The 26,469-nt window shown below is 71.7% G+C and carries 32 protein-coding genes and 1 tRNA gene; 22 read left to right on the top strand and 11 right to left on the bottom strand.

Going from position 1 to position 26,469, the window contains the following annotated elements; translation table 11 throughout:
* Nucleotides 1–9: 9 nt before the first annotated feature.
* Entirely contained in the window at nt 10–276 is a 267-nt protein-coding gene (locus GA0070621_RS24665) for a GlsB/YeaQ/YmgE family stress response membrane protein (RefSeq protein WP_091200207.1), read from the top strand.
* Between the two features lie 124 nt (nt 277–400).
* Nucleotides 401–472, top strand: a tRNA-Lys gene (locus GA0070621_RS24660).
* A gap of 310 nt (nt 473–782) precedes the next feature.
* Here the strand turns inward: GA0070621_RS24660 and GA0070621_RS31010 are convergent.
* Nucleotides 783–2,279 carry a CotH kinase family protein gene (locus GA0070621_RS31010; protein WP_167667300.1) on the bottom strand — a complete coding sequence of 499 codons (1,497 nt, stop codon included), beginning with the start codon at nt 2,277–2,279 and terminating at the stop codon, nt 783–785.
* On the opposite strand from GA0070621_RS31010, the gene GA0070621_RS31005 reads away from it, so the two are divergent.
* Nucleotides 2,266–2,439 carry a hypothetical protein gene (locus tag GA0070621_RS31005; protein ID WP_167667299.1) on the top strand — a complete coding sequence of 58 codons (174 nt, stop codon included), beginning with the start codon at nt 2,266–2,268 and terminating at the stop codon, nt 2,437–2,439. The genes GA0070621_RS31010 and GA0070621_RS31005 overlap by 14 nt on opposite strands.
* A 61-nt stretch (nt 2,440–2,500) precedes the next feature.
* Here GA0070621_RS31005 and GA0070621_RS24650 read toward each other — a convergent pair whose 3' ends face one another.
* Nucleotides 2,501–3,178, bottom strand: coding sequence for a DUF4956 domain-containing protein (locus GA0070621_RS24650; RefSeq protein WP_091200203.1), 678 nt, complete (start codon nt 3,176–3,178; stop codon nt 2,501–2,503).
* 3 nt (nt 3,179–3,181) lie between these two features.
* Complete coding sequence (locus GA0070621_RS24645) at nt 3,182–4,114, bottom strand: polyphosphate polymerase domain-containing protein (RefSeq protein ID WP_091200201.1); 933 nt, start codon at nt 4,112–4,114, stop codon at nt 3,182–3,184.
* 352 nt (nt 4,115–4,466) lie between these two features.
* On the opposite strand from GA0070621_RS24645, the gene GA0070621_RS24640 reads away from it, so the two are divergent.
* From GA0070621_RS24640 to GA0070621_RS24630, 3 genes are all read left to right on the top strand, one after another.
* Nucleotides 4,467–4,859: a TSCPD domain-containing protein gene (locus GA0070621_RS24640; RefSeq protein WP_091200198.1), complete on the top strand. Its 393-nt coding sequence runs from the start codon at nt 4,467–4,469 to the stop codon at nt 4,857–4,859.
* A 176-nt stretch (nt 4,860–5,035) separates the two neighbouring features.
* The gene (locus GA0070621_RS24635) at nt 5,036–5,602 is read left to right on the top strand and encodes a nucleotidyltransferase family protein (RefSeq protein WP_091200196.1); all 567 of its coding nucleotides are present in this window, start codon (nt 5,036–5,038) and stop codon (nt 5,600–5,602) included.
* A gap of 141 nt (nt 5,603–5,743) precedes the next feature.
* A complete protein-coding gene (locus GA0070621_RS24630; protein WP_091200194.1) occupies nt 5,744–6,250 on the top strand; it encodes a hypothetical protein in 507 nt (168 codons plus the stop codon).
* 15 nt (nt 6,251–6,265) lie between these two features.
* Here the strand turns inward: GA0070621_RS24630 and GA0070621_RS24625 are convergent, their stop codons facing one another.
* Nucleotides 6,266–7,039, bottom strand: coding sequence for a prepilin peptidase (locus GA0070621_RS24625; RefSeq protein WP_091200193.1), 774 nt, complete (start codon nt 7,037–7,039; stop codon nt 6,266–6,268).
* A 696-nt stretch (nt 7,040–7,735) separates the two neighbouring features.
* On the opposite strand from GA0070621_RS24625, the gene GA0070621_RS24620 reads away from it, so the two are divergent.
* The 10 genes from GA0070621_RS24620 to GA0070621_RS24575 all read left to right on the top strand — a co-directional run bounded on the left by GA0070621_RS24620 (nt 7,736) and on the right by GA0070621_RS24575 (nt 15,329).
* Nucleotides 7,736–8,197, top strand: a complete 462-nt coding sequence (locus GA0070621_RS24620; protein ID WP_407940361.1) for a hypothetical protein — start codon at nt 7,736–7,738, stop codon at nt 8,195–8,197.
* Entirely contained in the window at nt 8,191–9,132 is a 942-nt protein-coding gene (locus GA0070621_RS24615; protein ID WP_091200191.1) for a hypothetical protein, read from the top strand. The genes GA0070621_RS24620 and GA0070621_RS24615 overlap by 7 nt, the downstream gene beginning before the upstream one ends.
* Before the next feature lie 115 nt (nt 9,133–9,247).
* Nucleotides 9,248–9,910 carry an SAF domain-containing protein gene (locus GA0070621_RS24610; protein WP_091200189.1) on the top strand — a complete coding sequence of 221 codons (663 nt, stop codon included), beginning with the start codon at nt 9,248–9,250 and terminating at the stop codon, nt 9,908–9,910.
* Nucleotides 9,910–10,746, top strand: a complete 837-nt coding sequence (locus GA0070621_RS24605; protein ID WP_091200187.1) for a P-loop NTPase family protein — start codon at nt 9,910–9,912, stop codon at nt 10,744–10,746. The genes GA0070621_RS24610 and GA0070621_RS24605 overlap by 1 nt, the downstream gene beginning before the upstream one ends.
* Nucleotides 10,736–12,271: a CpaF family protein gene (locus GA0070621_RS24600; RefSeq protein WP_091200185.1), complete on the top strand. Its 1,536-nt coding sequence runs from the start codon at nt 10,736–10,738 to the stop codon at nt 12,269–12,271. The genes GA0070621_RS24605 and GA0070621_RS24600 overlap by 11 nt, the downstream gene beginning before the upstream one ends.
* Before the next feature lie 64 nt (nt 12,272–12,335).
* Complete coding sequence (locus GA0070621_RS24595; RefSeq protein ID WP_091200183.1) at nt 12,336–13,235, top strand: type II secretion system F family protein; 900 nt, start codon at nt 12,336–12,338, stop codon at nt 13,233–13,235.
* A gap of 2 nt (nt 13,236–13,237) precedes the next feature.
* Nucleotides 13,238–14,101: a type II secretion system F family protein gene (locus GA0070621_RS24590; RefSeq protein ID WP_091202814.1), complete on the top strand. Its 864-nt coding sequence runs from the start codon at nt 13,238–13,240 to the stop codon at nt 14,099–14,101.
* A 24-nt stretch (nt 14,102–14,125) separates the two neighbouring features.
* Complete coding sequence (locus GA0070621_RS24585) at nt 14,126–14,326, top strand: hypothetical protein (protein ID WP_091200181.1); 201 nt, start codon at nt 14,126–14,128, stop codon at nt 14,324–14,326.
* Nucleotides 14,326–14,808, top strand: a complete 483-nt coding sequence (locus GA0070621_RS24580; protein ID WP_091202813.1) for a TadE family protein — start codon at nt 14,326–14,328, stop codon at nt 14,806–14,808. The genes GA0070621_RS24585 and GA0070621_RS24580 overlap by 1 nt, the downstream gene beginning before the upstream one ends.
* Entirely contained in the window at nt 14,793–15,329 is a 537-nt protein-coding gene (locus tag GA0070621_RS24575; protein ID WP_091200180.1) for a TadE/TadG family type IV pilus assembly protein, read from the top strand. Before GA0070621_RS24580 ends, GA0070621_RS24575 begins: the two co-directional genes overlap by 16 nt.
* An 83-nt stretch (nt 15,330–15,412) precedes the next feature.
* Here the strand turns inward: GA0070621_RS24575 and GA0070621_RS24570 are convergent, their stop codons facing one another.
* From GA0070621_RS24570 to GA0070621_RS24555, 4 genes are all read right to left on the bottom strand, one after another.
* Entirely contained in the window at nt 15,413–16,204 is a 792-nt protein-coding gene (locus tag GA0070621_RS24570; RefSeq protein WP_091191915.1) for a methyltransferase domain-containing protein, read from the bottom strand.
* An 84-nt stretch (nt 16,205–16,288) separates the two neighbouring features.
* The gene (locus tag GA0070621_RS24565) at nt 16,289–17,965 is read right to left on the bottom strand and encodes a hypothetical protein (RefSeq protein WP_091202005.1); all 1,677 of its coding nucleotides are present in this window, start codon (nt 17,963–17,965) and stop codon (nt 16,289–16,291) included.
* A gap of 50 nt (nt 17,966–18,015) precedes the next feature.
* Nucleotides 18,016–18,333, bottom strand: a complete 318-nt coding sequence (locus GA0070621_RS24560; RefSeq protein WP_091191917.1) for a helix-turn-helix domain-containing protein — start codon at nt 18,331–18,333, stop codon at nt 18,016–18,018.
* 4 nt (nt 18,334–18,337) lie between these two features.
* Entirely contained in the window at nt 18,338–19,426 is a 1,089-nt protein-coding gene (locus tag GA0070621_RS24555; RefSeq protein WP_091191919.1) for a tyrosine-type recombinase/integrase, read from the bottom strand.
* Nucleotides 19,427–19,599: 173 nt separating this feature from the next.
* Between GA0070621_RS24555 and GA0070621_RS24550 the strand changes: the two genes are divergently transcribed.
* Complete coding sequence (locus tag GA0070621_RS24550) at nt 19,600–20,031, top strand: hypothetical protein (protein ID WP_091200178.1); 432 nt, start codon at nt 19,600–19,602, stop codon at nt 20,029–20,031.
* 15 nt (nt 20,032–20,046) lie between these two features.
* Entirely contained in the window at nt 20,047–21,324 is a 1,278-nt protein-coding gene (locus tag GA0070621_RS24545) for a LysM peptidoglycan-binding domain-containing protein (RefSeq protein WP_091200176.1), read from the top strand.
* A gap of 113 nt (nt 21,325–21,437) precedes the next feature.
* Here GA0070621_RS24545 and GA0070621_RS24540 read toward each other — a convergent pair whose 3' ends face one another.
* Complete coding sequence (locus tag GA0070621_RS24540; RefSeq protein ID WP_091200174.1) at nt 21,438–22,289, bottom strand: Rieske 2Fe-2S domain-containing protein; 852 nt, start codon at nt 22,287–22,289, stop codon at nt 21,438–21,440.
* Between the two features lie 122 nt (nt 22,290–22,411).
* Here GA0070621_RS24540 and GA0070621_RS24535 point away from each other — a divergent pair, with 122 nt between their 5' ends.
* Nucleotides 22,412–23,311: an EamA family transporter gene (locus tag GA0070621_RS24535; protein WP_157740040.1), complete on the top strand. Its 900-nt coding sequence runs from the start codon at nt 22,412–22,414 to the stop codon at nt 23,309–23,311.
* A 21-nt stretch (nt 23,312–23,332) separates the two neighbouring features.
* Here the strand turns inward: GA0070621_RS24535 and GA0070621_RS24530 are convergent, their stop codons facing one another.
* On the bottom strand, nt 23,333–23,581 hold the full coding sequence (locus tag GA0070621_RS24530; RefSeq protein ID WP_091200172.1) for a flavin reductase: 249 nt from the start codon (nt 23,579–23,581) through the stop codon (nt 23,333–23,335).
* Between the two features lie 397 nt (nt 23,582–23,978).
* Here GA0070621_RS24530 and GA0070621_RS24525 point away from each other — a divergent pair, with 397 nt between their 5' ends.
* From GA0070621_RS24525 to GA0070621_RS24515, 3 genes are all read left to right on the top strand, one after another.
* Nucleotides 23,979–24,746: a helix-turn-helix domain-containing protein gene (locus GA0070621_RS24525; protein ID WP_091200170.1), complete on the top strand. Its 768-nt coding sequence runs from the start codon at nt 23,979–23,981 to the stop codon at nt 24,744–24,746.
* The gene (locus GA0070621_RS24520; RefSeq protein WP_091200168.1) at nt 24,737–24,928 is read left to right on the top strand and encodes a DUF397 domain-containing protein; all 192 of its coding nucleotides are present in this window, start codon (nt 24,737–24,739) and stop codon (nt 24,926–24,928) included. The genes GA0070621_RS24525 and GA0070621_RS24520 overlap by 10 nt, the downstream gene beginning before the upstream one ends.
* Before the next feature lie 137 nt (nt 24,929–25,065).
* A complete protein-coding gene (locus GA0070621_RS24515) occupies nt 25,066–25,830 on the top strand; it encodes a crotonase/enoyl-CoA hydratase family protein (RefSeq protein WP_091200167.1) in 765 nt (254 codons plus the stop codon).
* Nucleotides 25,831–25,857: 27 nt separating this feature from the next.
* Here GA0070621_RS24515 and GA0070621_RS24510 read toward each other — a convergent pair whose 3' ends face one another.
* Complete coding sequence (locus tag GA0070621_RS24510) at nt 25,858–26,436, bottom strand: TetR/AcrR family transcriptional regulator (RefSeq protein ID WP_091200165.1); 579 nt, start codon at nt 26,434–26,436, stop codon at nt 25,858–25,860.
* Nucleotides 26,437–26,469: the final 33 nt, after the last annotated feature.

Genomic DNA, 26,469 nt, shown 5'->3' with positions numbered 1-26,469 from the left:
GGACGGCTCGTGGAAGTCACCGGCATCTTCACCGCGATCATCATCGGTCTGATCATCGGCGCGTTGGGCCGGCTGGTCGTGCCCGGCAAGCAGAACATCTCGATCTGGCTCACCCTGCTCATCGGCATAGTCGCCGCGCTGCTCGGCACCCTCGTCGCCAGCGTCCTCGGCGTCGCCGACACCCGTGGCATCGACTGGATCGAGTTGGCCCTACAGGTCGGCTTCGCCGCGATCGGCGTCTCGATCACGTCCGGCGCCTCCGGCCGCCGCCGCTGACCCCGGAGCCTGGCCGCCGGCCTGCCCCTGTCGGGCGGGCCGGCGGTACGCCGGGTCGGTGGTCGAGGTGCACCGGGAAAGCCGTGCGCCGAGCCGGCACGGGCTCGGGTAGCCTTGCCTCGGCGGGCCGCTAGCTCAATGGCAGAGCTGTGGACTTTTAATCCATAGGTTCAGGGTTCGAGTCCCTGGCGGCCCACTCCTACACCGGTCGGCGCGGCCGGTAACCGGCGTACTCCCCCACGTCGGGGAGCGCGTCGACACCGGGCCGGCCGTGGCTTGCCCGCGCCTCTTGATCCACTTGTCGTGGACCCGATTCTGGCCCCGCTTGCCGTCGGGTACATCCGGGGCCTATTGGCGTTCGACCTGCTCGCGGATGTAGTTCGCTTGGCAGGTGAACCGGTGTCGGCGATCGACTGGTGCCGGTTTCACGGGCTGCGGCCGGCGGTGCACGAACCATTTCACACCGCCGGCCGCAGTGTCTGGGAACCTCGTCGCCTGCGTACGGTTTACGTGCTGGTGATGACGCTGTTGGTGGCGAGATGTTCGGTACGTTGCCGGATGAGGGTTCGCAGTTGTTCGACGTCGGCAGCGGTTTTCGTCTGGTCGTAACCGTCCACCGTGGACAGCATCTTGGTGATGCTGTCGAGGGTGTTCAGGGCCGTGGCGCTGGCGTAGAACCTGCCGTACAGATCGCGGTAGGCGTCCTCGTACACCGTCTTGAACGCGGCGCTGGCCAGGAAACGCTCCTTGAGCTTGTTGCCGCCCATCCCGCCGAAGCCTCCTGGCCTGCCCTGCCCACCGGCGGTGTCACCACCGGGCCGCTGCATGCGGTCGGGTGGTTGCATCCCGTCGGGCAGTTGCATGCCGTCGGGTAGTTGCATGCCGGCCGGTGGTTGCAAGCCCTGCGGTGGTGCCTGACCGTTCTGAGGGAAAGGGCCGCCCATGATGGTTGTGTCGTGGGGGCCTTGAGTGGCGCTTCCGGCAAAGGTGAGGTTGTAGTCCCAGCCGACGACGGTGAATTTCTTCGCGCTCAGGTCGTACCAGAGGTAGTAGTTGCGGCCAGGGCCGGCCATGTCGTCGAAGTTGAGCAGCAGGTTCTGCGCGGCCAGGTAACGGGCGAAGGCCGGCACGTCGACGCGATCGGCGAGGTGGCGGTCGAAGTCGGCGTCGCTGCTGGTGTTGACCCACCTGATGAGGTTGATGACAGGCTGGAGGTCCTGGCTGCCCTTCATGGTGATCTGTTTGAAGTCGTCGGCGTAGCTGGTGGGGTCATCGCCCTGGTCGGTGAACTGGCTGGTGGCGAGGCTCTTGTAGAGGACGCCGGAGCCGCCCAGCGTGTCAGCGAAGCCTTCGTCGGGGTGCTCGACGACGAGCCGGGCGGTGGTGGGGCGGTCGTTGACGGTGAAGCTGGCGTACGTGTAACGCTGGGCGGTCAGCCCGGCTGCGGCCAGCACGTTGAGCGACACGGCCTCGTTGAGTACCGTGGCGCCGCCACCCATGCCGGCGACCCGCACGGCGACCTCGCGGTGGCCCTGGTATCGGCGGCCGTCGACGAACTCGTCGAAGCGGATCAGCCACGGCAGCGTTTCGGGCTCTTCGGCCTTGAGCGAGGCCCGGCCGAACCCGCTGGCCGGTCCGCCGCCGCCCGGCGCATCACCGCGTTGGGCGCCCCCGCCCGGCGGGTTGCCTCCCGGTGCGCCTGGTTCGGCGGCGTCCGGAGCGCCACGGCCCGGGAAGCCGCCGACGGGGCCGTTGCCGTTCGGCGGTGCCTGGCCGGCACCCGGGGGGCGGCCCTGGCCGAATCCGCCGGACCGGGCTTGGCCGTTGCGGGTGAGTCCGGCCAGGGTGGAGTTGCCTTTCAGGCGGATACCGACGCTGGGAACGTCGGTGCCGTCGATGGCGAGGTCCGCTTCGAGGAAGCCCTTCTCGCCATCCTGCCAGAACTCGTCGAGCAGCCGCTGGTAGTCGCTGTCGCGGAAGGTGATGGTGATGCGGTGCGCCACGCTCGCGTCGAAGAGTTCGACGGCTCCGGTGATGTTCTGGGTGACCCGGTCGGCGTGGCCGTCGCTGGCGCTGGTGACCAGCGGCGCGACCCGGACGGTGCTGAACAGCACCGAGCAGACGACGAGGAACACCCCGCAGGTGACCAGCAGCTTCCAGTAGTGGCGCACCCGCAATGGAACACGGTGCAGCAGTCTGCGCCGCAGCGAACTGGCTGGTGGCATCACAGGTCCGTCTGGTCGTAGCCGGTCAGTACCGTGACCCGCTGGCCGCCGGTGCGCTCACCGAGCGCGGCGACCAACTGGCCGGGCTCGTGGCCCTTCTTGAGCCGGACGGTGTACATCATCTCGGTCAGGGTGCCGCCGCGGATCGACTCGATGCTGACGAGCTCGAACTCGCTGGTGTGCGCGATGAGCACGTCCTGGATGTGTTCGGTGTAGTTGCCGTCCGGCGGGACCTGGACCTTGACGACCTGCCGCTGGATGCTGGCGGCGAACCAGTTGAATCGGTACATCACCATGATGATCAGGCTGATCGCGACGGCGGCGACGACCGCGAGGGTGTAGAACCTGGTACCGGCGGCCATGCCGATGCCCATGACGAGAAAGATGAACCCGACGTCGCGGGTCTCCTTGATGGCGTTACGGAACCGCACCACCGACAACGCGCCCACCAGGGCGAAGGCGCGGGCGATGTTCGACCCGACCACCAGCATGATCAGTGCGATGAGCATGCCCAGGATGACGAGGGTCTGCACATAGGACTGGCTGTACGAAACGTTGCGGTGGGTGAACCGGTAGACCCAGCCGATCATCGCGCTGAGCACGAACGACAGTGACAGCGCGATGGCGATGTCACCGACGCTGAACGTGCCGGACAAATCCTGGACTTCGAACGGCATGGGTCAGGCCTCCCTTTCGGAGAAAGCCGGTACCGGGGCACCGGCGGGGTGGTCGTCGGGAACGTGGAAGATCGATCGGGGCGCGCGGCCGAATGCCTCGACGCCCTGGCAGTACTTGGAGATGCGCACGACCGACATGTTGAGTTCGGCGGCGAGATCGGTGAGCCAGTACGGGACGCGTTCGTTGGCCTTGAACTCCATCACGGCGAGCCGGGCCGGGACGATGAGCCGGTTCTCGGCGTCCGCGCCGAGGTGGAAGTCGCGGTCCCGGCCGCGGATCCGCTGATCGACGGTGACGCGCAGGCCGGCGTCGGCGTCGCGTCCGATGAACGCCTCGCGCTGGTAGCCGGTCATCGCGACCGGGCGCAGGTCCAGCCCGGAGGCCAGCTCCAATACCTCTTCCAGAAACGCCCGTTGCGACGGGTCGTGCTCGACCATGACTCGGCGATCGCACAGATCCCGGGCCAGGTGATAGGGCAGCGCAATCCGGCGCTTCTGGGTGACCCGGTTGACCCGCTGCTTGATCTCGACGTACACGGGGGTGTCGTCGTCGACTGAGGAGCGGTCGCCGTAATGGCGTATCCGCAGCTTGCGGCGGAACTTCAACCCCTCGATCTTTTCCCAGTAGAATCTCAGATCGCGGGTGTCGTAATAGACACTCCAGACGCCGTAACTGCCGCTGACGCCGTTCCTGTCGAAGTCGAGGCGTCCGGCGAGTTCCGTACGCAGCGCCGACACCGCGGTACTGGGCATCAGGTACTTGATCTCGTAGCGGTTGAACGCGTGCAGCTTGCTCGGTCTCCGCAGCGCATGACCGCCGTCGTCACCGCGTTCCCGACTCCCTTCGGTTGACGACGGCGGATGGTCGGGGTCCGGGGGTACGGTTTCGGCGGTGCGATCCGGCGGCACGGCACGGCGTCGGAAGGTCAATCGCATACTCGAAGCCCATCTCGTAACGGCAGGGAGCGAACAAGACAAAAGCAGCCGAACCTCGGAACAGCCTTTGAACTCCGTCAGAACCGAACATGAACGCCGGGTGTACGGCACACGACCACACAGCAACGGCCGGCCGACGCGGGCCGCGAGTGCGTCGCGACATCCGGCCTTTCCGCACCGGGCTCGGCCGAGCAGGTGCGGCACGCCCCGCAGGCGCCTCCCCGGGCTGCCGCTCGTCTCCCTGACCTCACGTTCGTTCACCTGTGCGAATGGATGCCGTGTCGCGCTGGCGTCGACCCGTCCGGCTGCCTACCGTGTCGAGGTCCTCGCCAAGACCGGGCGAGGCGCGGACGTGAAGGAGCATCCGACGATGGCGGAACTTGGACGAACCCGGATTCCGGCGCCTCGTCAGACGGCGGGCACCACGACCGAGTTCGTCCTGGACGGCATCCCCGGTCGCCTCGTCACGGCCGCCGCGGCTGACCTGCTCGCCCACGTCGAGCTGCGCGTCGACAAGCACGGCTCCACCCTGGCCGGACTGACCGACGCCCTGTCGACCGCGATCACCACCGGGCTACACGCCGGCGCGCCGGTGTCCGAGTTCGTGGCGGAGCTGCGGCACACCCGATACGCCCCCGCCGGCCGTACCGGCGACCCGGACGTGCCGGAGGCCACGTCGCTCGGCGACTACCTCGCACGCCGGCTCGCCTTCGCCAGCGACGAGGTACGCGGGCGCGGGGTGTAGACATCCGACAACTACGGCACCGTACGGTCAGTGCTGCGCGGATCCTGCACGCGGCATTGTTCGTAGATCGTGCCGGCGCGATCGTCCATGACGTCCACAACCCTCGGCACTGCCCGAGTGCGCTCCGCCCGTCCGGTCTCAAGTGGCGCCGTCGGCCGGGAACCTAGGGTGGAGGTGTGCGCGAAGCGATGTTGCGGGACCTGGTCCGAGCCAGTCCATGGCTGGTGAGCGCCCTCGACGTCGTACGGAAATCGGGGCTGCCGGACGCGTGGATCGGCGCCGGGGTCCTGCGTGATCTGGTCTGGGGCCAGCGGTACGGCGACGGCTTCGACCCGCAGGCGGTACGCGACGTCGACGTCGTGTTCTTCGATCCGCTGGATCTGAGCCGGGACAACGACGACCGGGCCACCGCTCGATTGCGGGAAGCCTGGCCGGAGCCGCCCTGGGAAGCCAAGAACCAGGCCGCCGTGCACACCTGGTATCCCGCCAAGTTCGGCGACCAGGTGCCGCCGCTGCGCGGCATCGCCGAGGCGGTCGCCACCTGGCCCGAGTACGCCACCGCCGTCGCGGTCCGCCTCGGCGAGCAGGACCGGATCGACATCTGCGCCCCGTACGGCCTCGACGACCTCCTCGACGGCGTGTGGCGACGAAACCCCACCCGGGTCAGCCCCGACCGCTCCCGGCAACGACTGGCCCGGCACCGCCCCGCCGAGCGATGGCCCGGCGTACGCGTCGTGACCTGACATCGAGTTCTGACAGTCGCGTCAGGCACGAGGAGGATGACCAGACGCGACACGCCGCCGACCGGCCGTGTCCGTGATCCGGCTGTGGACGCCGTCCACCTGGTACGACGGTGGGGCGCACCGACGGCGAGGAGGTACCTGATGACCAGCGGACGGGAGACGACGGAGGTCGACCCGGTCGTGTTCCGGGCCGTCTACGACTCGCCGGCCTCGCTGCCGGGCCGGCACAAGTGGACCACACCCGAGCACGACGTACGCCGGCTGGAGAAGCTGCTGAACATGCCGGCACGCAGCATCGGCGCCCCGCTCTGGGTCAGCGGCGACGAGCCGGACTGCCCCAAGTGCGGTCGGCGGGTGAGCTGGTACGACATCGTCGCCTCCGCCCTGCACGGGGTGCACGATCCGGCGATGATCGCCCGCGTCATCCTCGGCGACCGCAAGTACGTCAACACCGAGGTGCCGGCCGCGATCCCCGGTGTGTACTGCTCCGACTGTCGTACCCCGATCGACGGGCTGCGCAGCTTCAAGTGCCACAACTGGGCGTACGCCTTCGAGGCGCTGGAGGAGGTCGTCGAGCGGATGACCGGCAACCCCAGCCAACCGGCCCAGCGCCGACCGTCCGACGCCACCGAGCCGCCGGCCCACTGACGGCACCCGCACGGGTCAGGTGGTGAGGAGGAGGGTCAGGGCGGTCGCCAGGATGAGGAACGGCCCGAACGGCAGGTGGCTGGACCAGCGGACCCGGCGGGCCGCCAGCAGCGCCAGCCCGATCAGCCCGGACAGGGTGACGGCCAGCACCAGCCCGACCACCAGCACCGGCCAGCCGTACCAGCCGAGCAACGCGCCGGCCCCGAGCGCCAGCTTGGCGTCGCCGAGCCCGAACCCGCGCCGGCCGAGCAGCAGGGTGGTCCCCGCGAAGCCGGCACCGAGGGCGAGCCCGGCCACGATGGCGCGCAGCCAGGGCCCCGCTCCGGCGCCGGCCAGCGCGGCCACCCCGAGCAGCGCCCAGACGCCGGCCGCCGCCGGGTAGGTGAGCCGGTCGGGGAGTCGGTGCACGGCGGCGTCGACCAGGGCGAGCGGTACCGCCCAGGCGAGCCACCAGGCCACCGCCAGCCGTACGCCGGCCGGGCCGCCGGTCAGCGCGAGCGCCGCCACCGCCGCGACCAGCGCCAGCTCGACCGTGCCGGGCGCCGCGCCGACCCGGGCCCGGCACACCGGGCAGCGGGCCGCCGGTCCGAGCGCCGGCAGCGGCCGGTCCAGGCCGATCGGCGTGCCGCAGCCGTCGCACCCGGCCCGGTCGGCCGATTCCGGGGGTACGGCGTACCGGGCGACGGCCAGCCGCATCGGCGGTACGACCCCCAGAACGGCCAGCAGGCGTATCCCCGGACGGCGGGCGGGGGCCGCCTTCGGTGCGGCCCGGAGCCGCTCGGTGGTCATGTCGACTCCCCGGCGCGGTCGCTGACCGTTCCACTCAGGAACACGGAGAGTAATTCTGACCGTGTCGGCGCGTGGCGGATGGCGCGGAAAACGGCGCTCCGGCCGACCGGTCCGGCGGGTCGACCTCCGGCGGTCGACCGGGTCTGATCGACGCCGACGCCGACGGGACGGATCGGACCAGAGGTGGCGTTGCCACCCATTCCTCCACCCGGCGAGCCCCGGCCGGCACCCCGGGCCACTTGACAGGGTGAGCGCACTCCTGCCACCGACCCGGCCGACGCCCGCTCGTCGGTCAGCATGCGGACAGCCACCCGCCACCACCACCCATCATCACTGAGCGTGTTCGATTGAATTGCCTCTGTTGCATCGGCGGGCGTCAGCCTATGCTCGCCCCTTGGGTACGACGCAACCCCCGATCAATTGGCGTCGGAGGCCGACCGGAGACATCACGTTTCGAATTAGCTGAAGATCCGCACAGGTAAATGCAGCGGTAGCCAGTCCGGTCTCGGGTGACCACATCCGGGCGCGCTTCCGCATGCCCGGAGCACGGTTCCGCAGCCGCTCCGGGTTGGCACCGAGGAGGGCGCGGTGTTGCGCACACGGCATTCCCACCGATGGAAAATCTGCCTGTTCAGCCTGGCCGTACTGGCGGCGAGCGCCGGCTGCGGCGCCGAGCCGGAGGCGGCCACCCGCCCACTGGGCGGCTCCAACGCCGCACCGGCCGCCCATTCCACGGTCGACAAACAGGCGGCCGGGAAAGCGGCACTCGCCGCCTATTCCGGATATCTAGCGGCATCCCGGGTGGCGAGCGCGCGAAGCGATCCCGGCCATCCCGAACTGACCCGGTTCCTGGCGGATCCGCTACTGACTCGGGTACGAGTGGCAATTCGTGAGGCGAAGGAGCATGGCGCGATGCGTACCGGACGGCTCGTGTCCGATCCCACCGTCGTATCGGTCGACCTGGCCGCCCACCCGCCGATCGTGGAGATCCAGGACTGCCTGGACGCCACCGGCTACCAACTCGTCTACGCCAAGGACCGCCGGGTGGTGCCCGGCACCCGCGGCGGGCGCTACCTGGCGACCGCCACCGCGGCCCGCTACCCGGACGGCCGGTGGTTGATCAAAGCTGGCGCCGCACATCAGGACCAGCCGTGCTGACCTGGGGAGGAAGGGGTGTCCCGGCCCGCCCGACCCGGGCCGGGACGCCTCGCCGGCTGCTGCTCGCCGCCGGCCTGGCGCTGCTGCTCACCCTGACCGGCGCGCCCGCCCGGGGCGCCGGCCCCGGCGGGGACTGCACGCCGGACCAGTACGACTGCAACGTCTGGGACGACGACCCTGGCGGGCCGGGCGGGCCGGGCGGCGGGGGCAACACCGGTGGTGGTAGCGGCTCCGGCGGTGGCGGCAAGTGCCAGTGGAACGGCCGGACGATCCCCTGCTACGACAAGCTGCTGGGCTGGTTCAACAACGGCGACGGCTGCTACTACAAGCTGGAGGAGCCGCAGCCGGAGGCGCCGGACGGCAAGCAGTGGTACCTGCGGACCTGCAACGGCGGGGACCTGGGCGCCCGGAGCGAGGTCCTGCTGGACGCCCCGCCGCCCGGTTACGGCGCGCCGCCCGACCCGGAGGAACTGGCCCGCCGCGCCCTCGCCTCGATCACGCTGCTCCCGCCCCGGATCGCGGTCGCCCCCCGGCGCAGCAAGGGACCGGGCCTGGTCGGCCTGCCGGTCTGGATGTGGGCCAGCACCGGAACGTCGTACTTCGGGCCACTGCGGGCCTCTGCCTCGGACCGGGGGCTGACGGTCCGGATCACCGCCCGGGTGACCCGGATCGTCTGGACCATGGGCGACGGCACGAAGGTCACCTGCACCCGGCCCGGCACCCCGTACGCGGCGAACGGCCCGCGCGCCGGGCGGACCTCCCCCGACTGCGGCTACGACAGGGGCTATGCCCGGGCCGGCACCTACCAGGTCAGCGCCACCACGTTCTGGACCGTGCACTGGACCGGCGGGGGCCAGAGCGGCGACATCGCGCAGAGCCGGGCCAGCGGCACGGTCCCGGTGCAGATCAACGAGCTTCAGGTGGTGACACGGTGAGCGCGAGGAGCGAGCCGGGCCTGCGAGCCCCACAGCCGCGAACGAAAGACAACACGGTGAGCGCGAGGAGCGAGCCGGGCCTGCGAGCCCCGCAGCCGCGAACGGAGATGGCGCAGTGAGTGTGGCGACGCGGAACGGGACTCCGATGGAGGCGCCGGTGGCGCCGCCCCGGGTGGTCCGGCAACGGCGGATACGCCCCGGCCTGCTCGGCCTGGCGGTGCTGCTGATCGCCCTCGGCGGGCTGGGCGCGGCCTTCGCGGTCACCTCGGTCCGCTCCACCGGCAGCTACCTGGCGGTGGCCCGCCCGGTCGAGGTGGGTCGGCAGCTCAGCGCCGACGACCTGGTCACGGTACGGGTCTCCGGCGGCCAGGGGCTCCAGCCGGTGCCGAGCCGGCGACTCAAGGAGGTGCTGGAACTACGGGCGGCGGTGCGGCTGACCCCGGGCACCCTGCTGACCGAGTCCCAGCTCACCGACGCCCCCCTGCTCGGGCCCGGGCAGCAGCAGATCGCGCTCGGGCTCAAGCCGAGCCGGGTGCCGGCCCGTACGCTCCACCCCGGCGACAAGGTCCTGCTGATCAGCACCCCGGACACCAACGCGAACGCGGATGGCGGGGCGCGCGGCGGCGGCACCCGGTTCGAGGCCACGGTGATCGACACCGCCGCCCCGGAGAGTGACGAGATGGTCGTCTACCTGGCCCTGGCCGTACGCGACGTGCCGGCGGTGGTGGCGCTGGCGGCGGACGACCGGATCGCGCTCGTACTCACCGAGGCGGCCTGATGGCGATCATCGCCCTGGTCTCGGCGAAGGGCTCGCCCGGCGTCACCACGTCCGCTTTGGCGGCCGCGCTGACCTGGCACCGGCGGCTGGTGCTGGCCGAGTGCGACCCGGCGGGCGGCTCGATCCTCGCCGGTTATCTGGGCGGTGCGCTCGACGGTCCCCGCGGCATCGGCGAACTGGCGGTCGGGGAGTTGCGCGACGGCAACCTGGACACCGCATTCTGGTCGCAACTGGTCGACCTGGACGCGCCGAGGCGGGAGCGGCTGCTGCTGCCGGGCGTGGTCGACCCGGCCCAGGCCGGCAGCGTGACCCCGCTCTGGCAGCGGTTCGCCGACTTCTTCGCCAGCCTGGAACGGGGCGTCCCCCCGTACGACGTGCTGGTTGACTGCGGCCGGCTCCAGGTCGCCGGTCCACCGTGGCCGGTGCTGCGCGCCGCCACGGTGGTGCTGCTGGTCACCCACGCGCACCTGCCCGACCTGTCGGCCACCCGGTCGATGGTCCGGGCCATCGAACGGGACTTCACCGAGCACCGGGTACCGCCGGGCACACTGCGGCTGCTGGTGGTCGGCGACGGGCACGGTGCCAGCGAGATCAGCAAGGCGCTGCGAGTGCCGGTGATCGCCCGGCTGCCGCATGACCCGCGTACCGCGGCGGTGCTCAGCCTCGGCGGCACCGTACGCTCCGGCCGGCCGCTGATGCGCGCGGCCGGCGCCCTGGAGGTGCCGGTCCGGGCGCTGCTGGACCGGCGGCGGGCGCGGCTGGCCTGGCCGGGCGCGACGCCGCCGCCGGCGGCGGTGACCGCGCCGACCGCGCCGGGGGTGTCCGGTGCGGTTTGAGCCGGTCTCCCACGACCCGCGCGGGCAGCAGCCCGGCGCCACCTCGACCGTGCCGCCGCTGGCCCCGCCGAACGGGCGGCACCACCCGCCGGGTTCATCCGTGGCGCCGGTCGCGCCGCCGGCGCCCCCGCCGCCATCCCGCCCCAGGGTGGACTTCGCCGTGGTCCGCGAACTGCGCCGGGAGCTGAGCGAACGGTTCACCCTCTGGCAGCGCGGCCGGGAGTTCGACGCCGACGCCGAGGAGGTGGAGCGGGCGCGGCTGGCCGTCGCGGTGGTCTCCGCGTACGCCGACTCGGTGCGCCGGTCCGGCACGCCGATGGCCGCCGACGAGGAACGGCTGCTGCTCGACCAGGTGACCGCCGAGCTGGTGGGCCTGGGCCGGCTGCAGACGCTGCTGGTCGACGAGACCATCGAGGAGGTGCACATCCTCGGCTGCGACCAGGTACGCATCACCCGGCACGGCGGCGGGGTGGACTGGTCCGAGCCGATCGCCGACAGCGACGACGAACTGGTGGAGATCCTCCAGGCGGCGGCCCGCCGGGCGGGGGCCACGGAACGGTCCCTGTCCACGTCGAAGCCGACGCTCGACCTGCAACTGCCCGACGGCAGCCGGCTCGCCGCGGTGTTCCTGGTCAGCCACCGCCCGTACGCGGTGATCCGCAAGCACAACACCCTCGCGGTGAGCCTGGAGGACATCGCCGGTGGCCGGCCCGACCTGGACGAGATGCTCGACCCGCTGCTGCGCGACTTCCTGCGCGCGTCCATGCGGGCCGGGCTGAACATCATGGTCGCGGGGCTGGCCGGGGCGGGCAAGACCACGGTCATCCGGGCGCTGATGGACGAGATCCCGGCGGACGAGCCGTACGTGCTGTTGGAGGAGAGCCGGGAGCTGCTGCCGGCCCGCCGGGGGCACAAGCACCGGGCGGTGATGAGCTTCGAGGCCCGCGAGGGGCACGGCGAACGCGGCATGGACGGCCGGCCGGCCGGTGAGGTGAGCATCGCCGACCTGATCCCGGTCTCGCTGCGGATGGGCGTGCTGCGGATCATCGTCGGCGAGGTCCGGTCCCGCGAGATCGTGCCGATGCTCCAGGCGATGACCACCAGCCGCGGATCGATGTGCACCATCCACGCGCGTACCCCGGCGGGGGTGAGCGAACGGATCATCGAGCTGGCGCTGTCGCACGGCCGGGAGATGACGGTCGACCAGGCCCGTCGGATGGCGGGCAACGCGCTCGACCTGATCGTCTACGTCACCGTCGAGGACGAGACCGCGATCGGCGGCCGCAAGCACCGCTTCGTCTCGCACGTCGAGGAGGTGATCGGGGTCGGCGAGGCCAACCGGATCACCACCACGACGGTCTTCGGGCCGGGGCCGGACGGCCGGGCGGTCCCCCGGCACCTGCCCGAGCGGATCCGCGACCAGCTCCTGCGGGTCGGCTACGACGCCCGGCTGCTGACCCGGTTCATCGAGGCCGGCACCGGCGCGTGGCGTCGGCCCCGGCGCACCCGGCTCGGACGGCGGTGACCGTGAGCGCGAGGAGTGAGCCGATCTTGCGAGCCCCGCAGGCGCGAGCGAAGGCGGGCACACCATGTCGATGATCGAGCTGATCGCCCTCTTCTCCGGCGCGGCGTTCGTGGCCGGGCTGGTGCTGGTCGTGGTCGCGCTGGTCGGCACCCGTCGGCCCGCCGGCCCGGCACCGGGCGCGCAACCCGGGGTACGCCGGCTCTCGACCGGCTCCGGGTCGGGCCGCCGGGAGCAGCGGAGATATCAGGTGCTGCTCGGTGCGGCGGTGGTGGCCGGCGCGCTGGCCTTCCTGCTGACCGGGCTGCCGGTGGTCGGGCTGTTGGTGGCGGTGGCCGTGCCGGGGGTGCCGTGGCTGTTCGCGGTCGGCCGGGCCGAGCAGCGGGCCATCGCCCGGATCGAGGCGGTCGGCGACTGGACCCGCCGGCTGAAGGACATCTGCGGCACCGGCCAGGGGCTACAACAGGCGATCGTCGGCACCATCGCCACCGCGCCGGAGGAGATCCAGGAGGAGGTACGTACCCTCGCCGCCCGGCTCCAGGCCGGCTGGCTGGCGAAGTCGGCCCTGCTCGCGTTCGCCGACGAGATCGGTGACCCGGTCTGCGACCAGGTGGTGGCCGCGCTGATCCTGCACCTGACCGACCGGGGTGAGCGGCTCGGTGACGTACTCGGCTCGATCGCCTCGGCCGCGTCCGCCGAGGTGGCCACCCGCCGGGAGATCGAGGCGAAGCGTACGCAGCCCCGGTTCGCGGTCCGCTTCCTCACCGGGATGACCCTGGCCGCCCTCGCGTACGCGCTGGTCAACACCGAGTACATCCAGCCGTACCGGACGCCGTTCGGGCAGTTGGTGATGGCGGTCCTCGGTGCCGCGTTCGTCGGGCTGCTGGTCTGGGTGCGCTCGATGAGCCAGCCGCCCCGGCCGGCGCGCTTCCTGCCGGCCCCGGACCCGGAGGAGGTGATCGCGTGAACGTGATCCTCAACTGGCAGTTCGCCGTCGCGGTGTTGGGCGGGGCGGTCGTCGGCCTCGGTCTCTTCCTGGTGGTACGCGAGGCGCTCCCGGCCACCCCGGCGCTCGGCCCGGCGCTGCGCCGGCTGCACCAGCCGCCCGGTCAGGCGATAGCGGTCCGGAGCGGTCCGGACTGGCTGGTCGGCTTCTCCCGCTGGCTGCGCCCGCCGCACCGGCAGCTCGCCCTGCTCGACCGGACCCCGGAGCAGTACGCCCTGTCGGTGCTGCTCTCCGCGCTGGTCGGGTTCGCCACGCCGGCCCTGGTGTCGGCCCTGCTCTTCCTGGGCGGGGTGTCGCTGCCGATGGTCGTACCGGTGCTGGGGAGCCTGGGGTTGGCGCTGGTCGCCGGCCTCGTCGCGCATCACGACGTGCTGACGAAGGCGGACGCCGCGCGGGACGAGTTCCGCCAGGCGGTCTGCACCTACCTGGACCTGGTCGCGTTGCAGCTCTCCGCGGCGCACGGCCCGGTGCAGTCGCTGGAACGCGCGGCGGCGGTCTGCGACGGCTGGGTCTTCGACCGGATCCGGGAGGCGCTGCGGATCGCCCAGCTCCAGATGCACTCGCCCTGGGACGAGCTCCAGGAGCTGGCCGACCGGATCGGCATCCCGGAGCTGGGCGACGTGGGCGCGATCATGCGCACCTCCGGCAGCGAGGGCGCCCAGGTGCACGAGACGTTGCGCAGCCGCGCCGACTCGCTGCGCGACCAGATCCGTACCGACAACCTGGCCCGCGCCGAGGGGGTGACCAGCCGGCTGGACATCCCGGGTTCGCTGCTGGTCTTCGTCCTGCTCGGCTTCGCCGTCTATCCGTTCCTGGCCCGTCTGTGAACCCACCCCGAAAAGGAGAACCCGATGCGCCTCTACACCTACCTGCACGTCGCGGTAACCAGCCGCCTGGCCGAGCTGCGGCGCAACGCCGAGCGGGGCGACAGCCCGGTGCCGACCGCAGTGATCATCTTCGGTCTGGTGGCGGTCGCCATGGCAGTCACCACGCTCGCCCTGACCAGGGCCAACGACTGGATGAAGGCCATCCCGAAGCACACGGCACCGTGATGCCCCGCCCCGCCCGTACGGGCCGGAGCCGGCCGGCGGACGCCGGCCGGCCCACCGGCCTGCGCGGCCCGGGGCGGATCACCGTGGTCGTCCGTGGCCGGCTCGCCGAGGGCGGGGCGGAGCGGGGGGCCAACCCGGTCGAGCTGGCGGTGGTGATGCCGGCGATCCTGGTGCTGCTCTTCGCCTCGATCCAGCTCGGCGTCTGGTTCGTCGCCCGGTCCACCGCCCTCAACGCGGCACAGACCGGGGTCAACGCCCAACGCACGCTCCAGGCCCCGGCCGGCACGGGCCGGGTCCGGGCCACCAACTACCTGCGCGCCGCCGGTGACTGGCTCGTCGACTGGCCGCCCCCCACCTGTACGACGACCGCCACCGAGGTCACCTGCACGGTCACCGGGCGCAGCCTGTCGGTGATCCCGGGGGTCCAGTTCCGGGTACGCCAGACCGCGCACGGGACGGTCGAACGATGGACGACGGGGTGAGGCCGGTGCGCGAACGGGGTTCGGTCTCGATCGAGGTGGCGGTGCTCGCCCCGGCGTTCATCATGCTGATGGTGCTGGCCGGGGTGGCCGGGCGGACGGCCGTGGCCGCCGAGGCGGTGGAGTCGGCCGCGCACGACGCCGCCCGGGCCGCCTCGATCGCTCGGGACGCGCGTACCGGTCGGACCGCGGCCACCAACGCGGCCCGCCGCCAGCTCGACTGGTCGGGGCTGAACTGCGCCGCCGCGCCGACACTGACGTTCGCCGGCTCGGTACAGGGCAGGGCGACGACCTTCGCCGCCGCGTACGGCAGCGCGCCCGGGGTGCCGGCGACCGTCACGGTCACGGTGGCCTGCACGGTCTCCTTCGCCGACCTGAGAGCGCCGGGGCTGCCCGGAGTGCCGGGCGGCAAGCGGGTCTCGGCGAGCTTCACGTCCCCGCTTGACAGTTACCGGAGCAGAGCTCTCGGGTTCGGGATTACTGAAGCAGGTTCTGCGGCGAACCCGAGTGTGGGTGGCGTGTGATGAGCATATCGGTGCGCTTCAGTTCGGGAACCGGCTATGGCGAGAGCGTCAGCCGGGCTGGCTGGAACGGTGGATTCCGCCGCCTAGCTGTTTGTGGTGGGAACGCGGCCGATGGCGGTGAAGAACGTGAAGGCGGCCAGGAATGGGCCGTTGGTCAGGCTGGTGAGCCAGGTCCGGGCGGCGTTCTCGTCGAGGGCTCCGGACTGCCATGCGCGCTGGGCGACGGCGGGCATCCGCAGGATGGCGTCTGCGGCTTGGTAGTCGTGGAACATGGCGACGGTGGCCTGGATGGAGGCGACTTCGAACCCGACGTCGTTGAGGAGTCGGCCGAGTTGCCGTCCGATAGCGGCGTTGCGAACCACCTTGCTGGTGACGTAGCGGGTGTAGGCGCGGCTCGTTGCGGTGTCGGCGGCGTCGATGGCGAGGGTGTCCCAGTCTGGTTCGGCCAGTGCGACCAGGCCGCCGGGACGTACGACTCGTCGCAGTTCGGCCAGTGCCTGGCGGGGGTCGGTGAGGTGTTGCAGCACCCGGTCGGTGCGGGCACGGTCGATGCTGGCGTCGTCGAGTGGCAGGGCGTGGGCATCGCCGGCTCGAACCGTGACGTGTGTGTGCGCTGCGGTTCGTTGCTGGGCTTGCTCCAGCATCGCTGGGTCGTGATCGATGCCGATGACGGCTCCCCTGTCTCCGACCGCGTTGGCCAGCGCGGGAAGGTCGGTTCCGGGCCCGCACCCGACATCGAGCACCACGTGGCCTGGGCGCAGGTCCAGCGCCGTGAGGAGTTGTTGCTTGTATTGGCGCCCGGGATCGCTGGCGGCGGCTTGGTCGAGGTAGGCGATCTGGTCGGCGGCGCGCAGGGTGCTGCTGGGCGGGGTCATGGGAGCAGGAAACCACAGTCGCGACCCGGCGTGGGGGTGTTGCTGTGGTGGTTGTGTGGAGATCAAGTCCTGGGGTTCGGCGGGTCAGCCGGTGGTGGAATCGCGGTTTGCGGTCGGACCGGTGAGACCGGGGTGGTCGACGGTGGCGGTGTAGCGGGTGCTGGCCTGCACCGAGAGGCCGAACAGGTCGACGAGGCGGCGGACATCGCCGTCGGTGGCGTGGGCTTCGTTGAGGATGCGGTCTTCGCGGATCGCGGTGCCGGACAGTCCTTTGCCGGTGATGAGCCAGGTCCAGCGTTGGCCGACTGCGGCGTCGGGCCGGCAGGCTGTGCGGTAGTGCAGGAAGAAGTGGTCGTTGAGGGTGTTGGGCCAGCGTGTGTGGCGGTAGTCGAGCCAGCGGTTGAGGCGGTCGAGCACGGGCTCGGCCAGGACGATGACGCGGCCGTCGGTGTGCAGGCGTCCGTCGCGCAGATCGGTGACCTTGAGACGGCGGATGTGTCCGGGGCGCAGTCCGTGGAAGGCGATCAGGGCGACGACGGCTGCTTGGGCGAGGTTGCTGGAGTTGAGGGCCTGCCGGATGGCGTCGAGGTTGGCGGGGACGGGCTGGCGGGATGCGTGTTCGCCGGTTTTGACGCGGCGGGTTGGGTCGGTGAACAGCACCTTGTGCTCCTTGAGCACGCGGAAGACCGACTTGAGTCCTTGTCCGGCGGTGGATCGCTGGTTCCCGGAGGCGGGCAGGGCGTCGAGCACATCGTCCTTGCTGATCTCGCGCAGGGTGGTGTGTCCGCTGGTGGCCCAGGCGCGCAGGGTGGGCAGGGCCCAGCTGGTGTGCAGGCGGATGGTGGTCTCGGAGCGCGGCCGTCGGCGCGGGCTGGTGGGACGGCCGTGCCGCATGACGTGGTACCAGGTGAGCAGTTCGGTGGTCATCGGCTCGGGAAGGCCCTCGATCTGGCTGTGGAACCAGGTGTCGAACGCTGGGTGCCGGTCGTCGATCAGCAGGCCGGCGTCGGCGAGGACCTCGAGCACGGTCCAGGTGCGCAGGCCGGCGGCGCGCAGTTGGAGGACCTCGGTGGCATTGATGGCCGCGCCGGGGGTGTCTTGCAGACCGAGCAGGATGCGGATGCCCCAGCGGGCCTCGTCGGTGTGCTTCTTGCCCCACCGTCGGGCAGCGGCGTAACAGCGGGTGTGTCGGTCGAGCTCGTCGGCGAAAGCCGGGTCGGGTGGTGCCGGCATGGCGGCGCGTCCGCACGCGGCGAGGTCACGCTCCATGGTGAACAGCAGCAGTTGCTGGTGTCGGACAGGGCGCCGCGGCGGGTGGTCGGCCGCGGGCGGGGTGGACTTGGGCTGGTAGCGGCTGCCGTCGGAGAACATGTTGGCCAGGAACAGTTGCTGCCCGTTGCGGTTGGCAGCGACAACGTCAAGCTTGTCGCGGCCGGTGCGGACCAGGGTGGCCTGCTTGCGGCACAGTCGGCAGACGCCCTCGGCGCCGAGGATGGTGGCCCGGCCGCAGGTGCGGCAGTCGCCGACGACCTTGTACTTGGCGCGCCAGGTGCTGCAGCCGTGGCACCGCCAGTTGTGCAGCCGGGTCACGCCCCACGCGTAGCAGTCCCGGCAGGACTCGACCGGCGGCGTGGCGTAGGGGTGGCAACGGGTGCACAGCCCAGCGGCGAAGTAGCCGAAACGGGAGCCGCAGCGCAGGCATGGCGGCGGGATGACCGGGCCACCCGGCCAGCAGGTGAAGCAGAAGTCGACCTGCGGCATGGCCACCGGCGTGGTGCGGCAGCTGGTGCATCGCCGGACGCGGGGTCTGCTCATACCGGTGGCGCCGATCGGGTCCGGCCCAGCCGCGGGGTGATCGGCGTGGCCTCGCCGCAGGCGATGGCTGTCTTGGCGGGGCGTCGTGCGGCGACCTTGTCCGCCTCGCAGACGAGCAGGTCGGTGGGCGTGCAGTCCAGCACCGCGCAGATCAGCTCCAGGTCGTCGAGCCGGATCGTGGTCGGCGTGCCGGTCCACAGCGCCGACATCTTCCCGGCGCTGATCTCCAGTCCGGCCTCGGCCAGCCGGCGGCGCAGCTCGGTGGACTTCCAGATTCCCCGCTCGGCAGCCTTCATCCGCAGGTTCCACCGCATCGACCTACCCCCTCGTCGTCTCGGTCAGGCGTGCCGTCACACGCTCGTTCGCCGCGGCCCAGGCGTGCTCGATGTGCTTGTCGTGCACGTGGATGTAGCCAGTGGTCGTCTGCAACCACGAATGCCCGAGCAGTTCCTGGATCGCCTTCAGGTCAACCCCTCGGGCGTAGAGCGACGACGCGCAGTAGTGGCGCAGGCCGTGCGGGGTCAGCCGGCTCTGCCAGGAAGGCAGCCACCGTTGCACCGCCGAAGCAAGGCCGTTGCGCAGAGCGTTGGTGCCGATACGTTCACACCGGCCGGTGACCGGGTCGCGACGTTCGCTGGGCAGCAACGGCGCGTGCGGGTCTGCCCAGTCGTCGCCGAACTGATGCCGCACGTCGACCAGCCACCACTGCAGCAGCTCGCCGATCGAGTTGATCCCGGGCACCATTCGGGACTTGGGCCCGCGGCCGTGGCTGCCCTTGCCGAAGCGCACGTGCAGCTTGCCCAGCTCACCCAGGTCCGGCCGCCAGTCACGGATGTCCAACATCGCGGTCTCGGTGATCCGCAGGCCGGCCCGGCGCCACAACGACGCCGCCAGATAGTCCCGTGCCGCCGGAAGATACTTACGCGCCTGGGGCAACGCCCCGCGCCAAGCGCCGAACAGGGTCTCTACCTCGCCGTCGGACGGGGGAACTCGCACATTTGCCGTGTACGGCTTCGGCGGCCGGTTGTACTCGTCGATCGGCTGCACCAGCACATGGCCGGTCAGCGCGTGGATGTCTCCTTGGTACCGCGTCAGCAGAAAGTCGAAGAACTGCGCAACAACCCACGCCTTCCCCGTCACCGTCGCCGGAGCCAGCCCGCGATCCTTGCGCAGGTGCACCAGGTACCGGTCGGCGTCGCCAGGCTGGCACGTCCACACCGGCTCGCCAAGGAACCGGATGAACTCGAACAGTACGTACCGCTCCTTCACGATCTGCCGATCGGTGATCCCCGAACCAGCCGACGCCAAGGCGTACTGATCGACCAACTCCTGCTCGAAGTCCTCCAACTCGGCCGCTGTCCGCAGCCGACGCGGGGCATCGATCGACCGCACCACCGCCAGCGCCATGGTCGCCCCACTTCAGGAATCACTCGCCAACGTCTGCACAAGCGACAACGAGTCAGGAATCCCGACGTTCCGTCGAAACTCCCATCTGTGCTCGGGAGGCCCCGATGACCAGGTGCTTCGGCAGCTCAAGACAACCCGGCCAGGAAGAAACCCGTGACACTTCTGACACGCCGATGACCCGTCGGCGCGCGCCGGAGAGCGGCCGGGTGAGTCTCTTCCTCGCCGTGGCGATGACCGGCGTACTCGTGATCATCAGCCTGGCGTACGACGGCGCCGGGCAGTTGCGGTCGTTGCAGCGTGCCGACAATGTCGCCGCCGAGGCGGCCCGCAGCGGTGGCCAGGTCATCGACCGGGCCCGGGCGATCGAGGGCGGCCCGAAGGAGATCGACGAGGCGGGTGCCCGAAACGCGGTCGCGGGCTACCTGCGCGCCGCCGGCGGGGTCAGCGGCCACCAGGTCAGCTTCCCGGTGGTGAACGGCGAGAAGCAGATTCGGGTACGCGTCCGCATCACCTACCGCCGCAGTCTGCTCGGCCTTTTCGGCCTCAACAACTCCGTCACCGTCACCGGTGAGGCCACCGCACGGGCGCTCACCGGGGCACCGTAGAAAGGGAAGGCAGCCATGGCCGTATCCCGACGCTCCGCCGTCCGGCGGACCGGCCAGGTCCTCACCGGGTTCGGCGCCCTCGTCGTGCTCTGCGCGGTGCTGGCCGGCGGGCCGATCGCCCTCCTCGCCTTCGCCGGCAATCCCCTCCCCGACCATCTGCCCACCCTCGCCGAGGTGGGTACGACGCTGACCAGCCGCGACGACGGGCAACTCTTCCTGCGGGCGCTTGCCGTGGTGGGCTGGGTCGGCTGGGCGACGTTCGCGTTCTCCGTACTGGTGGAGCTGCTGGCGGCGGCGCTGCGCCGGCCGGCCCCCCGGCTGCCCGGGATGGGCCGGCAGCAGCGGGCGGCCGCGGCGCTGGTCGGCTCGGTGGCGCTGATCCTGGCGGCGAGCCCGGCCGCGGCGAGCGCCGCCACCCTGGCCGCGCCACACCCGACCGTCGCCGCACCGGTGGTCGCCGCTCCGGCGGTCCAGGTGGCCGCGCCGCCGGCCCAGGCCGGATCGGTGCCGGTCCAGGCCGGGTCCGCGTCCGCGTCGGCGTCGGCGTCGGCTCAGCCGGTCGTGTACCGGGTGGCGAAGGGCGACTACCTCGGCGAGGTGGCCGAGCGCTACCTGGACGACTTCGAGCGCTACCAGGAGGTGGCCCGGCTGAACCGGCTCACCGACCCGGATCGGATCCACCCCGGCCAGCTACTCAAACTTCCCGAGGGTGCGGTGGACGACGGGGCTCGCCGGCACGCCGCCGGACGACTGGTGGACAAGCCGCCGGCCCGTCCTGCGCCCGCCCCGCGTACGCCGGCTGCCGGCCCCGCCGCACCCGGCGGTGCACCGGGCACAACGAAACCGAGCACGACGAAACCGAGCACGACGACACCGAGCACGACGACACCGGGCACGACGGCCCCGGGGGTGACGGCTCCGGGCGGCGGGGTGGAGGCGATCGGGCCGGCTCCCGCCGGGATACCGTCCCCGCAGGCACCCAGGCCGAAGCCGTCCCCACACGCGTCTACGGCCTCCCCGCACGCGTCTACGGCGTCCCCGCAGGTGCCGGGGCGGACCGGGACGCCGGGCTCCACAGCGGTGGAACCGGCCGGGCCGCCGCCGGCGATGGCGGCCGGCGCGTCCCGGATCACCGCCGAGGACGGGATCAACCGGCCCCTGGCGATCTCGGCGGTGCTGGCGGTGGCGAGCATCGTCGGCGCGCAGATCGGCGCGGTGCTCGGCCTGCGTCGACGCCCAGCCCCTCAGTCCGCCGGGCAGACGCTGCCGGTCGGCCGCCACCGCAAGAGCTGATCACTACCGATCTTGGAGGATTTCGGCCCCTCCAGGGGCCACTTCCTACCAAGATCCAACCCGAGGAGGGGTCAGGGCGACCAGGGGACCAGGGCGATCGGGGGCGGGCAGGGTCAGGGCAGGCGGGCTTCCAGGCGGCCGTTGACGACCCGGGTCGGCAGGATGACCTGGTCGTTGGCGGCCGGCCCGTGCACCACCTCGCCACCGTTGAGCCGGAACGTGCTGCCGTGCCACGGGCACACCACGCAGTCGTGGCCGTCCACCTGCTCCACCTTGCCCTCGCCGAGCGGGCCGCTCTGGTGCGGGCAGCGCTCCAGCATCACGGTGACGTCGTCGCCGTGCCGGTAGAGGATCACCGACACGTCGTCGATGTCCCGGGTGACGATCTGCCGCTGCGGCACGGTGGACAGGTCGCCCAGCGGGTGCCAGCCCTCGCTCATCAGGTGCATCTCGGAGATGCTCTGGCTGACCTGCGCCCCCTGCTTGTACGCGAGATGCCCGCCCAGGTACGCCCCACCGCTCGCCGCCGACAGCCCCGCGTACGCGAGAGCCCGGCCCATTCCGTGCCGACCGTTCCACCGGGCGACCAGCGAGCCGGCGTAGCAGGCCAAACCGATCACGTTCGCGGTGGCGTGCACCAGGCCGATCCGGCGCTGATCGCGGGAGAGGGCCGACCAGTCGTTGAGCCCGGCGACGGCGGCCGGAATGGCGGTCGCCGTACCGAGCCCGATCAGGGTGGTGGCGGCCCGGCGCTGCCCGGGCATCAGGTCCAGCAACGCGGCGCTCATCCAGGCGCCGACGGGCACCTGCACCATCGCCGGGTGCAGGGGGTGCCCCAACCAGACGCCGTGCAGGAAGTCCCGGACCCGCTGGCCGCGCAGGGTGCCCTGGACGGCTCGCTGGAGCCGGTCGCCGATCCGGTCGAGCCGGGATGCCTGTTCGAGATTGTTCACAAGTCCGCGCACGTGGTCCGACTTCCCGGCAGACGAGGCGCCAAACCGGGCGGCCCCCACCAATCACCCCATCGGGTGTCGCCCGGCCGGGAAATCCCTCGCGTCCCGCGCCGCCGCCCACCATCGTGACCGGCATGTACGCGCACGCCTCCCGTACCCCGTCGTCTGTCGCCGCGACCCGGCTGGTCGCGGCGCTGAGCCGTCCCGAGACGGTGCCCCCGCCGCTGCTGATGCTGCTCGGGATGGTCTCCACCCAGGTCGGCGCGGCGGTGGCCAAGCAGCTCTTCGCCGCCACCAGCGCCGGGGGTACGACCACGCTCCGGCTCGGCCTCGGCGCGCTGGTCCTGCTGGTGGTCACCCGCCCGACCCGGTGGCCCGGCTGGCGGGCGGCCGGCCTGATCGGGGCGTTCGGGGTGGCGATGGCCGCCATGAACCTCGCCTTCTACGCCGCCCTCCAGCGGGTACCGCTCGGGGTGGCGGTCACGGTCGGCTTCGCCGGCCCGCTGCTGGTGTCGCTGCTCGGCAGCCGCCGGGTGGTCGACGTCCTCTGGGCACTGCTGGCCGGAGCGGGCGTCCTGCTCCTGGCCGGGCTCGGCGGGATCGGGGTGGACCCGTTCGGCCTGTTGCTCTGCGCGCTGATCGCGGTCGGCTGGGCCGGGTACGTGCTGCTCGGCAAGGCGATGAGCGGGCACGTGCCGGGCAGCCGGGGACTGGCGCTGGGCATGGCGGTGGGCGCGCTCTGCGTACTCCCGTTCGGGGTAGCGTCCGGCGGCGCGGAACTGCTCGATCCGCGCATCGTGGCGCTCGGGCTGGGGGTGGCGCTGCTGTCGTCGGTGCTGCCGTACTCGGCGGAGCTGGCCGCGCTACGCCGGATGCCGGCGCGGGTTTTCGCGGTGCTGCTCAGTCTGGAGCCGGCGGTGGCGGCGCTGGTGGGTGCGCTGCTGCTCGGCGAGTTGCTGGCCTGGCCGCAGTTGCTCGGCGTGTCCTGCGTGGTGGGGGCCGCCCTCGGCGCCACCCTGGCCCGCCGCGGCTGAGCGCTCACCGCGCACGGGCCGTCACCGCGCCCGGGCCCAGGACAGGAAGCGTTCGGTCAGTCTCTCCGGGGCGGCGTGCCCGTTGAGCTGCGACAACTGCTCGCCGGCCTCGGCCATCAGGGTGCTCAGGTAGATCAGCAGCGCCGTGCGATCCGCCCGGTACTCGACCAGCAGGGCGAGCCGGGCCGGCTGGCAGGGCCACTCCGCGCCGCAGCGCCGGCACCGCCACAGTGGACGCATCGGCAGGTGCGGCCGGGACGCCCGGCTCATCGCGTGTCGCCGTTCCGCCGCCACCCGCCGGCCCGCCACCGCTGCGCCGGCGTGAGGTTGCCCGCGCGCCCCGACCCGTCGGTGGGAAAGACGTCCGTCGGTTGGCTCGCCCATGTCGGGCGCTCGTTCTGCGGGTTTCGCTGCCGGGGTACGCGCGGTGCCGCCTCGGGCCGCTGCCGCCAGAACCGGATACGCATCTTTCTCCTCCCAGTCACCGGTGAGTGGGGCCGCCCCGACGTCGTTGGCGGGGCGGCCCCGGCGCTGACGCTGACCGCCGGGCTCCTTCACCTCCACCGGTCGCGCCGTCCTGCACAACACGCTGCCGAAGGTGGTCAGACAGATACACCGCGTAGCGGTATGGTCGGCAGATATTTGAGACGTCCAATGGGGAGGGACCGTGAACGACGCGCTACGGGTGGCGCTCAACGCGACCGGGTACACGACCGAATCGCTTGCCGAACGGGTCGGGGTGGACCCGAAGACGGTGGGCCGCTGGCTGAGCGAGGGCCGCATCCCGCATGCCCGGCATCGGGTGGCGGCGGCGGGGGCGCTCGGCCGGGACGTGTCGGACATCTGGCCGGACACTTCAAGACGTCGTGATCCGGTCTGGTTCCGTCCCTGGCAGGAGATCGAACGCGAGGCGGTGGCGCTGCGCTCTTATCAGTCCATGGTGCTGCCGGGCCTGTTGCAGACCGAGGCGTATGCCCGGGCGGTCCTCGTCGGGGCCGGCACGCTGCCCCGGGCCGACATCGAGCGGCACGTCTCGAATCGGCTCGCCCGGCAGGGCGTTCTGCGGCGCGACGATCCGCCCCAGTTCACCGCGGTGATCGACGAGGGAATCCTCCGCCGGCCCGTCGGCGGCCGGGAGACCATGCGCGAGCAGTTGCTCTCCCTGGTGGCCGCCTGCGGGGAGCCGCACGTCCGGGTGCACGTGGTGCCGTCCTCGGTCGGCGGCTACGCCGGGCTGAACGGCCCGTTCGTGATCGCCACCTGCCCGGACCACCGGATCGCCGGCTACCTCGACAACCAGCTTGAGGGACAAGTGGTTAGCGACGTCGATGACCTCGCGGCGATAATGGCCGCGTGGGAGAACGTGCGCGGCGAGGCGCTCTCCCACTGGCAGTCGGTCGATCTGATCAGGGAAGTGGCGGAATCATGGAGCTGACGGGCGTTCGGTGGCGCAAGAGCAGCCGCAGCAGTGGCAACGGCGGCGACTGCGTGGAGGTCGCCGACAACCTTCCCAACCTGGTCGCCGTCCGCGACTCCAAGGACCCGACCGGCCCCACCCTCACCTTCACCCCCACCGCCTGGCGCGCCTTCCTCACCCAACCACCCACCCGCGCCTGACCCGATCCCGCGCTCGCTGCAGATCTTGGACAGTTACCGTTCGCAGCGGCTGGAACCTGTCCAAGATCGGGGACCGGCCAGCGCGACACCGCACCAATCCCTGGCCTTCCGGCCGCCGTCGAGGGCATGCTAACCCGATGGGGGTACGCGTCGAGCACGCCGGGCCGGTGACCACGGTGATCCTGGACCGGCCGGAGGCCCGCAACGCCGTCGACGGCCCGACCGCCCGGGCGTTGGCGGACGCGTTCCGCGCCTTCGAGGCCGACCCGGACGCGGCGGTCGCCGTGCTGTGGGGTGCCGGCGGCACGTTCTGCTCGGGCGCCGACCTGAAGGCCATCGGTACGCCGCGCGGCAACCGGGTCGAACCGGAGGGCGACGGCCCGATGGGACCCACCCGGATGCGCCTGTCCAAACCGGTGCTCGCCGCCATCTCCGGGTACGCGGTGGCCGGCGGTCTGGAGCTGGCGCTCTGGTGCGACCTGCGGATCGCCGAGTCGGACGCGACGCTCGGCGTGTTCTGCCGGCGCTGGGGCGTACCGCTGATCGACGGCGGGACGGTCCGGCTGCCCCGACTGATCGGCGAGAGCCGGGCCCTGGACCTGATCCTCACCGGCCGACCGGTTCCCGCCGAGGAGGCGTACGCGATGGGCCTGGTCAACCGGCTGGTCGTGCCGGGTACGGCCCGGGCGGAGGCCGAGCGGCTGGCCGCCGAGATCGCCCGGCACCCGCAGACCTGCCTGCGCAACGACCGCGCGGCGCTGCTCGCCAACGCCGGCCTGCCCGAGCCGGAGGCGATGGCCACCGAGCTGGCCTTCGGCATGGAGTCCCTGATCACCGATGCGATGAAAGGCGCGGCCCGATTCACCGCCGGCGCGGGCCGGCACGGCAGCACGCCCGAATGACGGGGCGACGCGGGGAAGGGCCGGCGGTCAGCCAGTGATCTTCGCCAGGGCGCGCAGCCCGGCGACCACGTCGGCGCCGGTGACGGGGTTGTCGGGGTCAGAGAGCACTTGCATGATCACGCCAGACATCAGCGCGAGCTGGACCATGCCGAGAGTGCGTACGGACTGTTCCGGCACCTCGGTCTCGGGGACGCTCTCCAGGATCGCTGCCGTGCCGCTGCGCCCCTGCCGCATGCCCTCGGTGAGCTGAGGCAGCAGGTCGGGCTGCCGCTGCGCCCGCAGGAACAGGTCGATGGAGACGAGCCACATCTTCGGGTGGGCGCGGGCCTGCGCGAGGAGGTCGTCCCACATCCGCTCGTACGCCTCAGCGGGGTTCGTGCCGGGCTCGTCGGCGGGGACGAGCGCACGCCCGGCGACGTCACCCCACTCGTCGAGGATCGAGAACAGGGCCTGGAACAGCAGGTTCTCCCGCGAGCCGAAGTGGTAGCCGATCGCGGCCATGCTGACGCCCGCCGTGGTGGCGATGTCGCGCACGGTGGTGCGGTCGAAGCCTTTGTCGAGCAGACAGGTCCTGGCCCCGGCGAGGAGCGCTTCGCGGTTTCCCATGGCCAGCAGGGTAGCAATCCCTGGAGCAAACGT

It is taken from the genome of Micromonospora narathiwatensis, assembly GCF_900089605.1.
Classification (GTDB): domain Bacteria; phylum Actinomycetota; class Actinomycetes; order Mycobacteriales; family Micromonosporaceae; genus Micromonospora; species Micromonospora narathiwatensis.
Note: the sequence above shows the minus strand (reverse complement) of the source record. Positions and strands in the feature narration are given on the sequence as shown.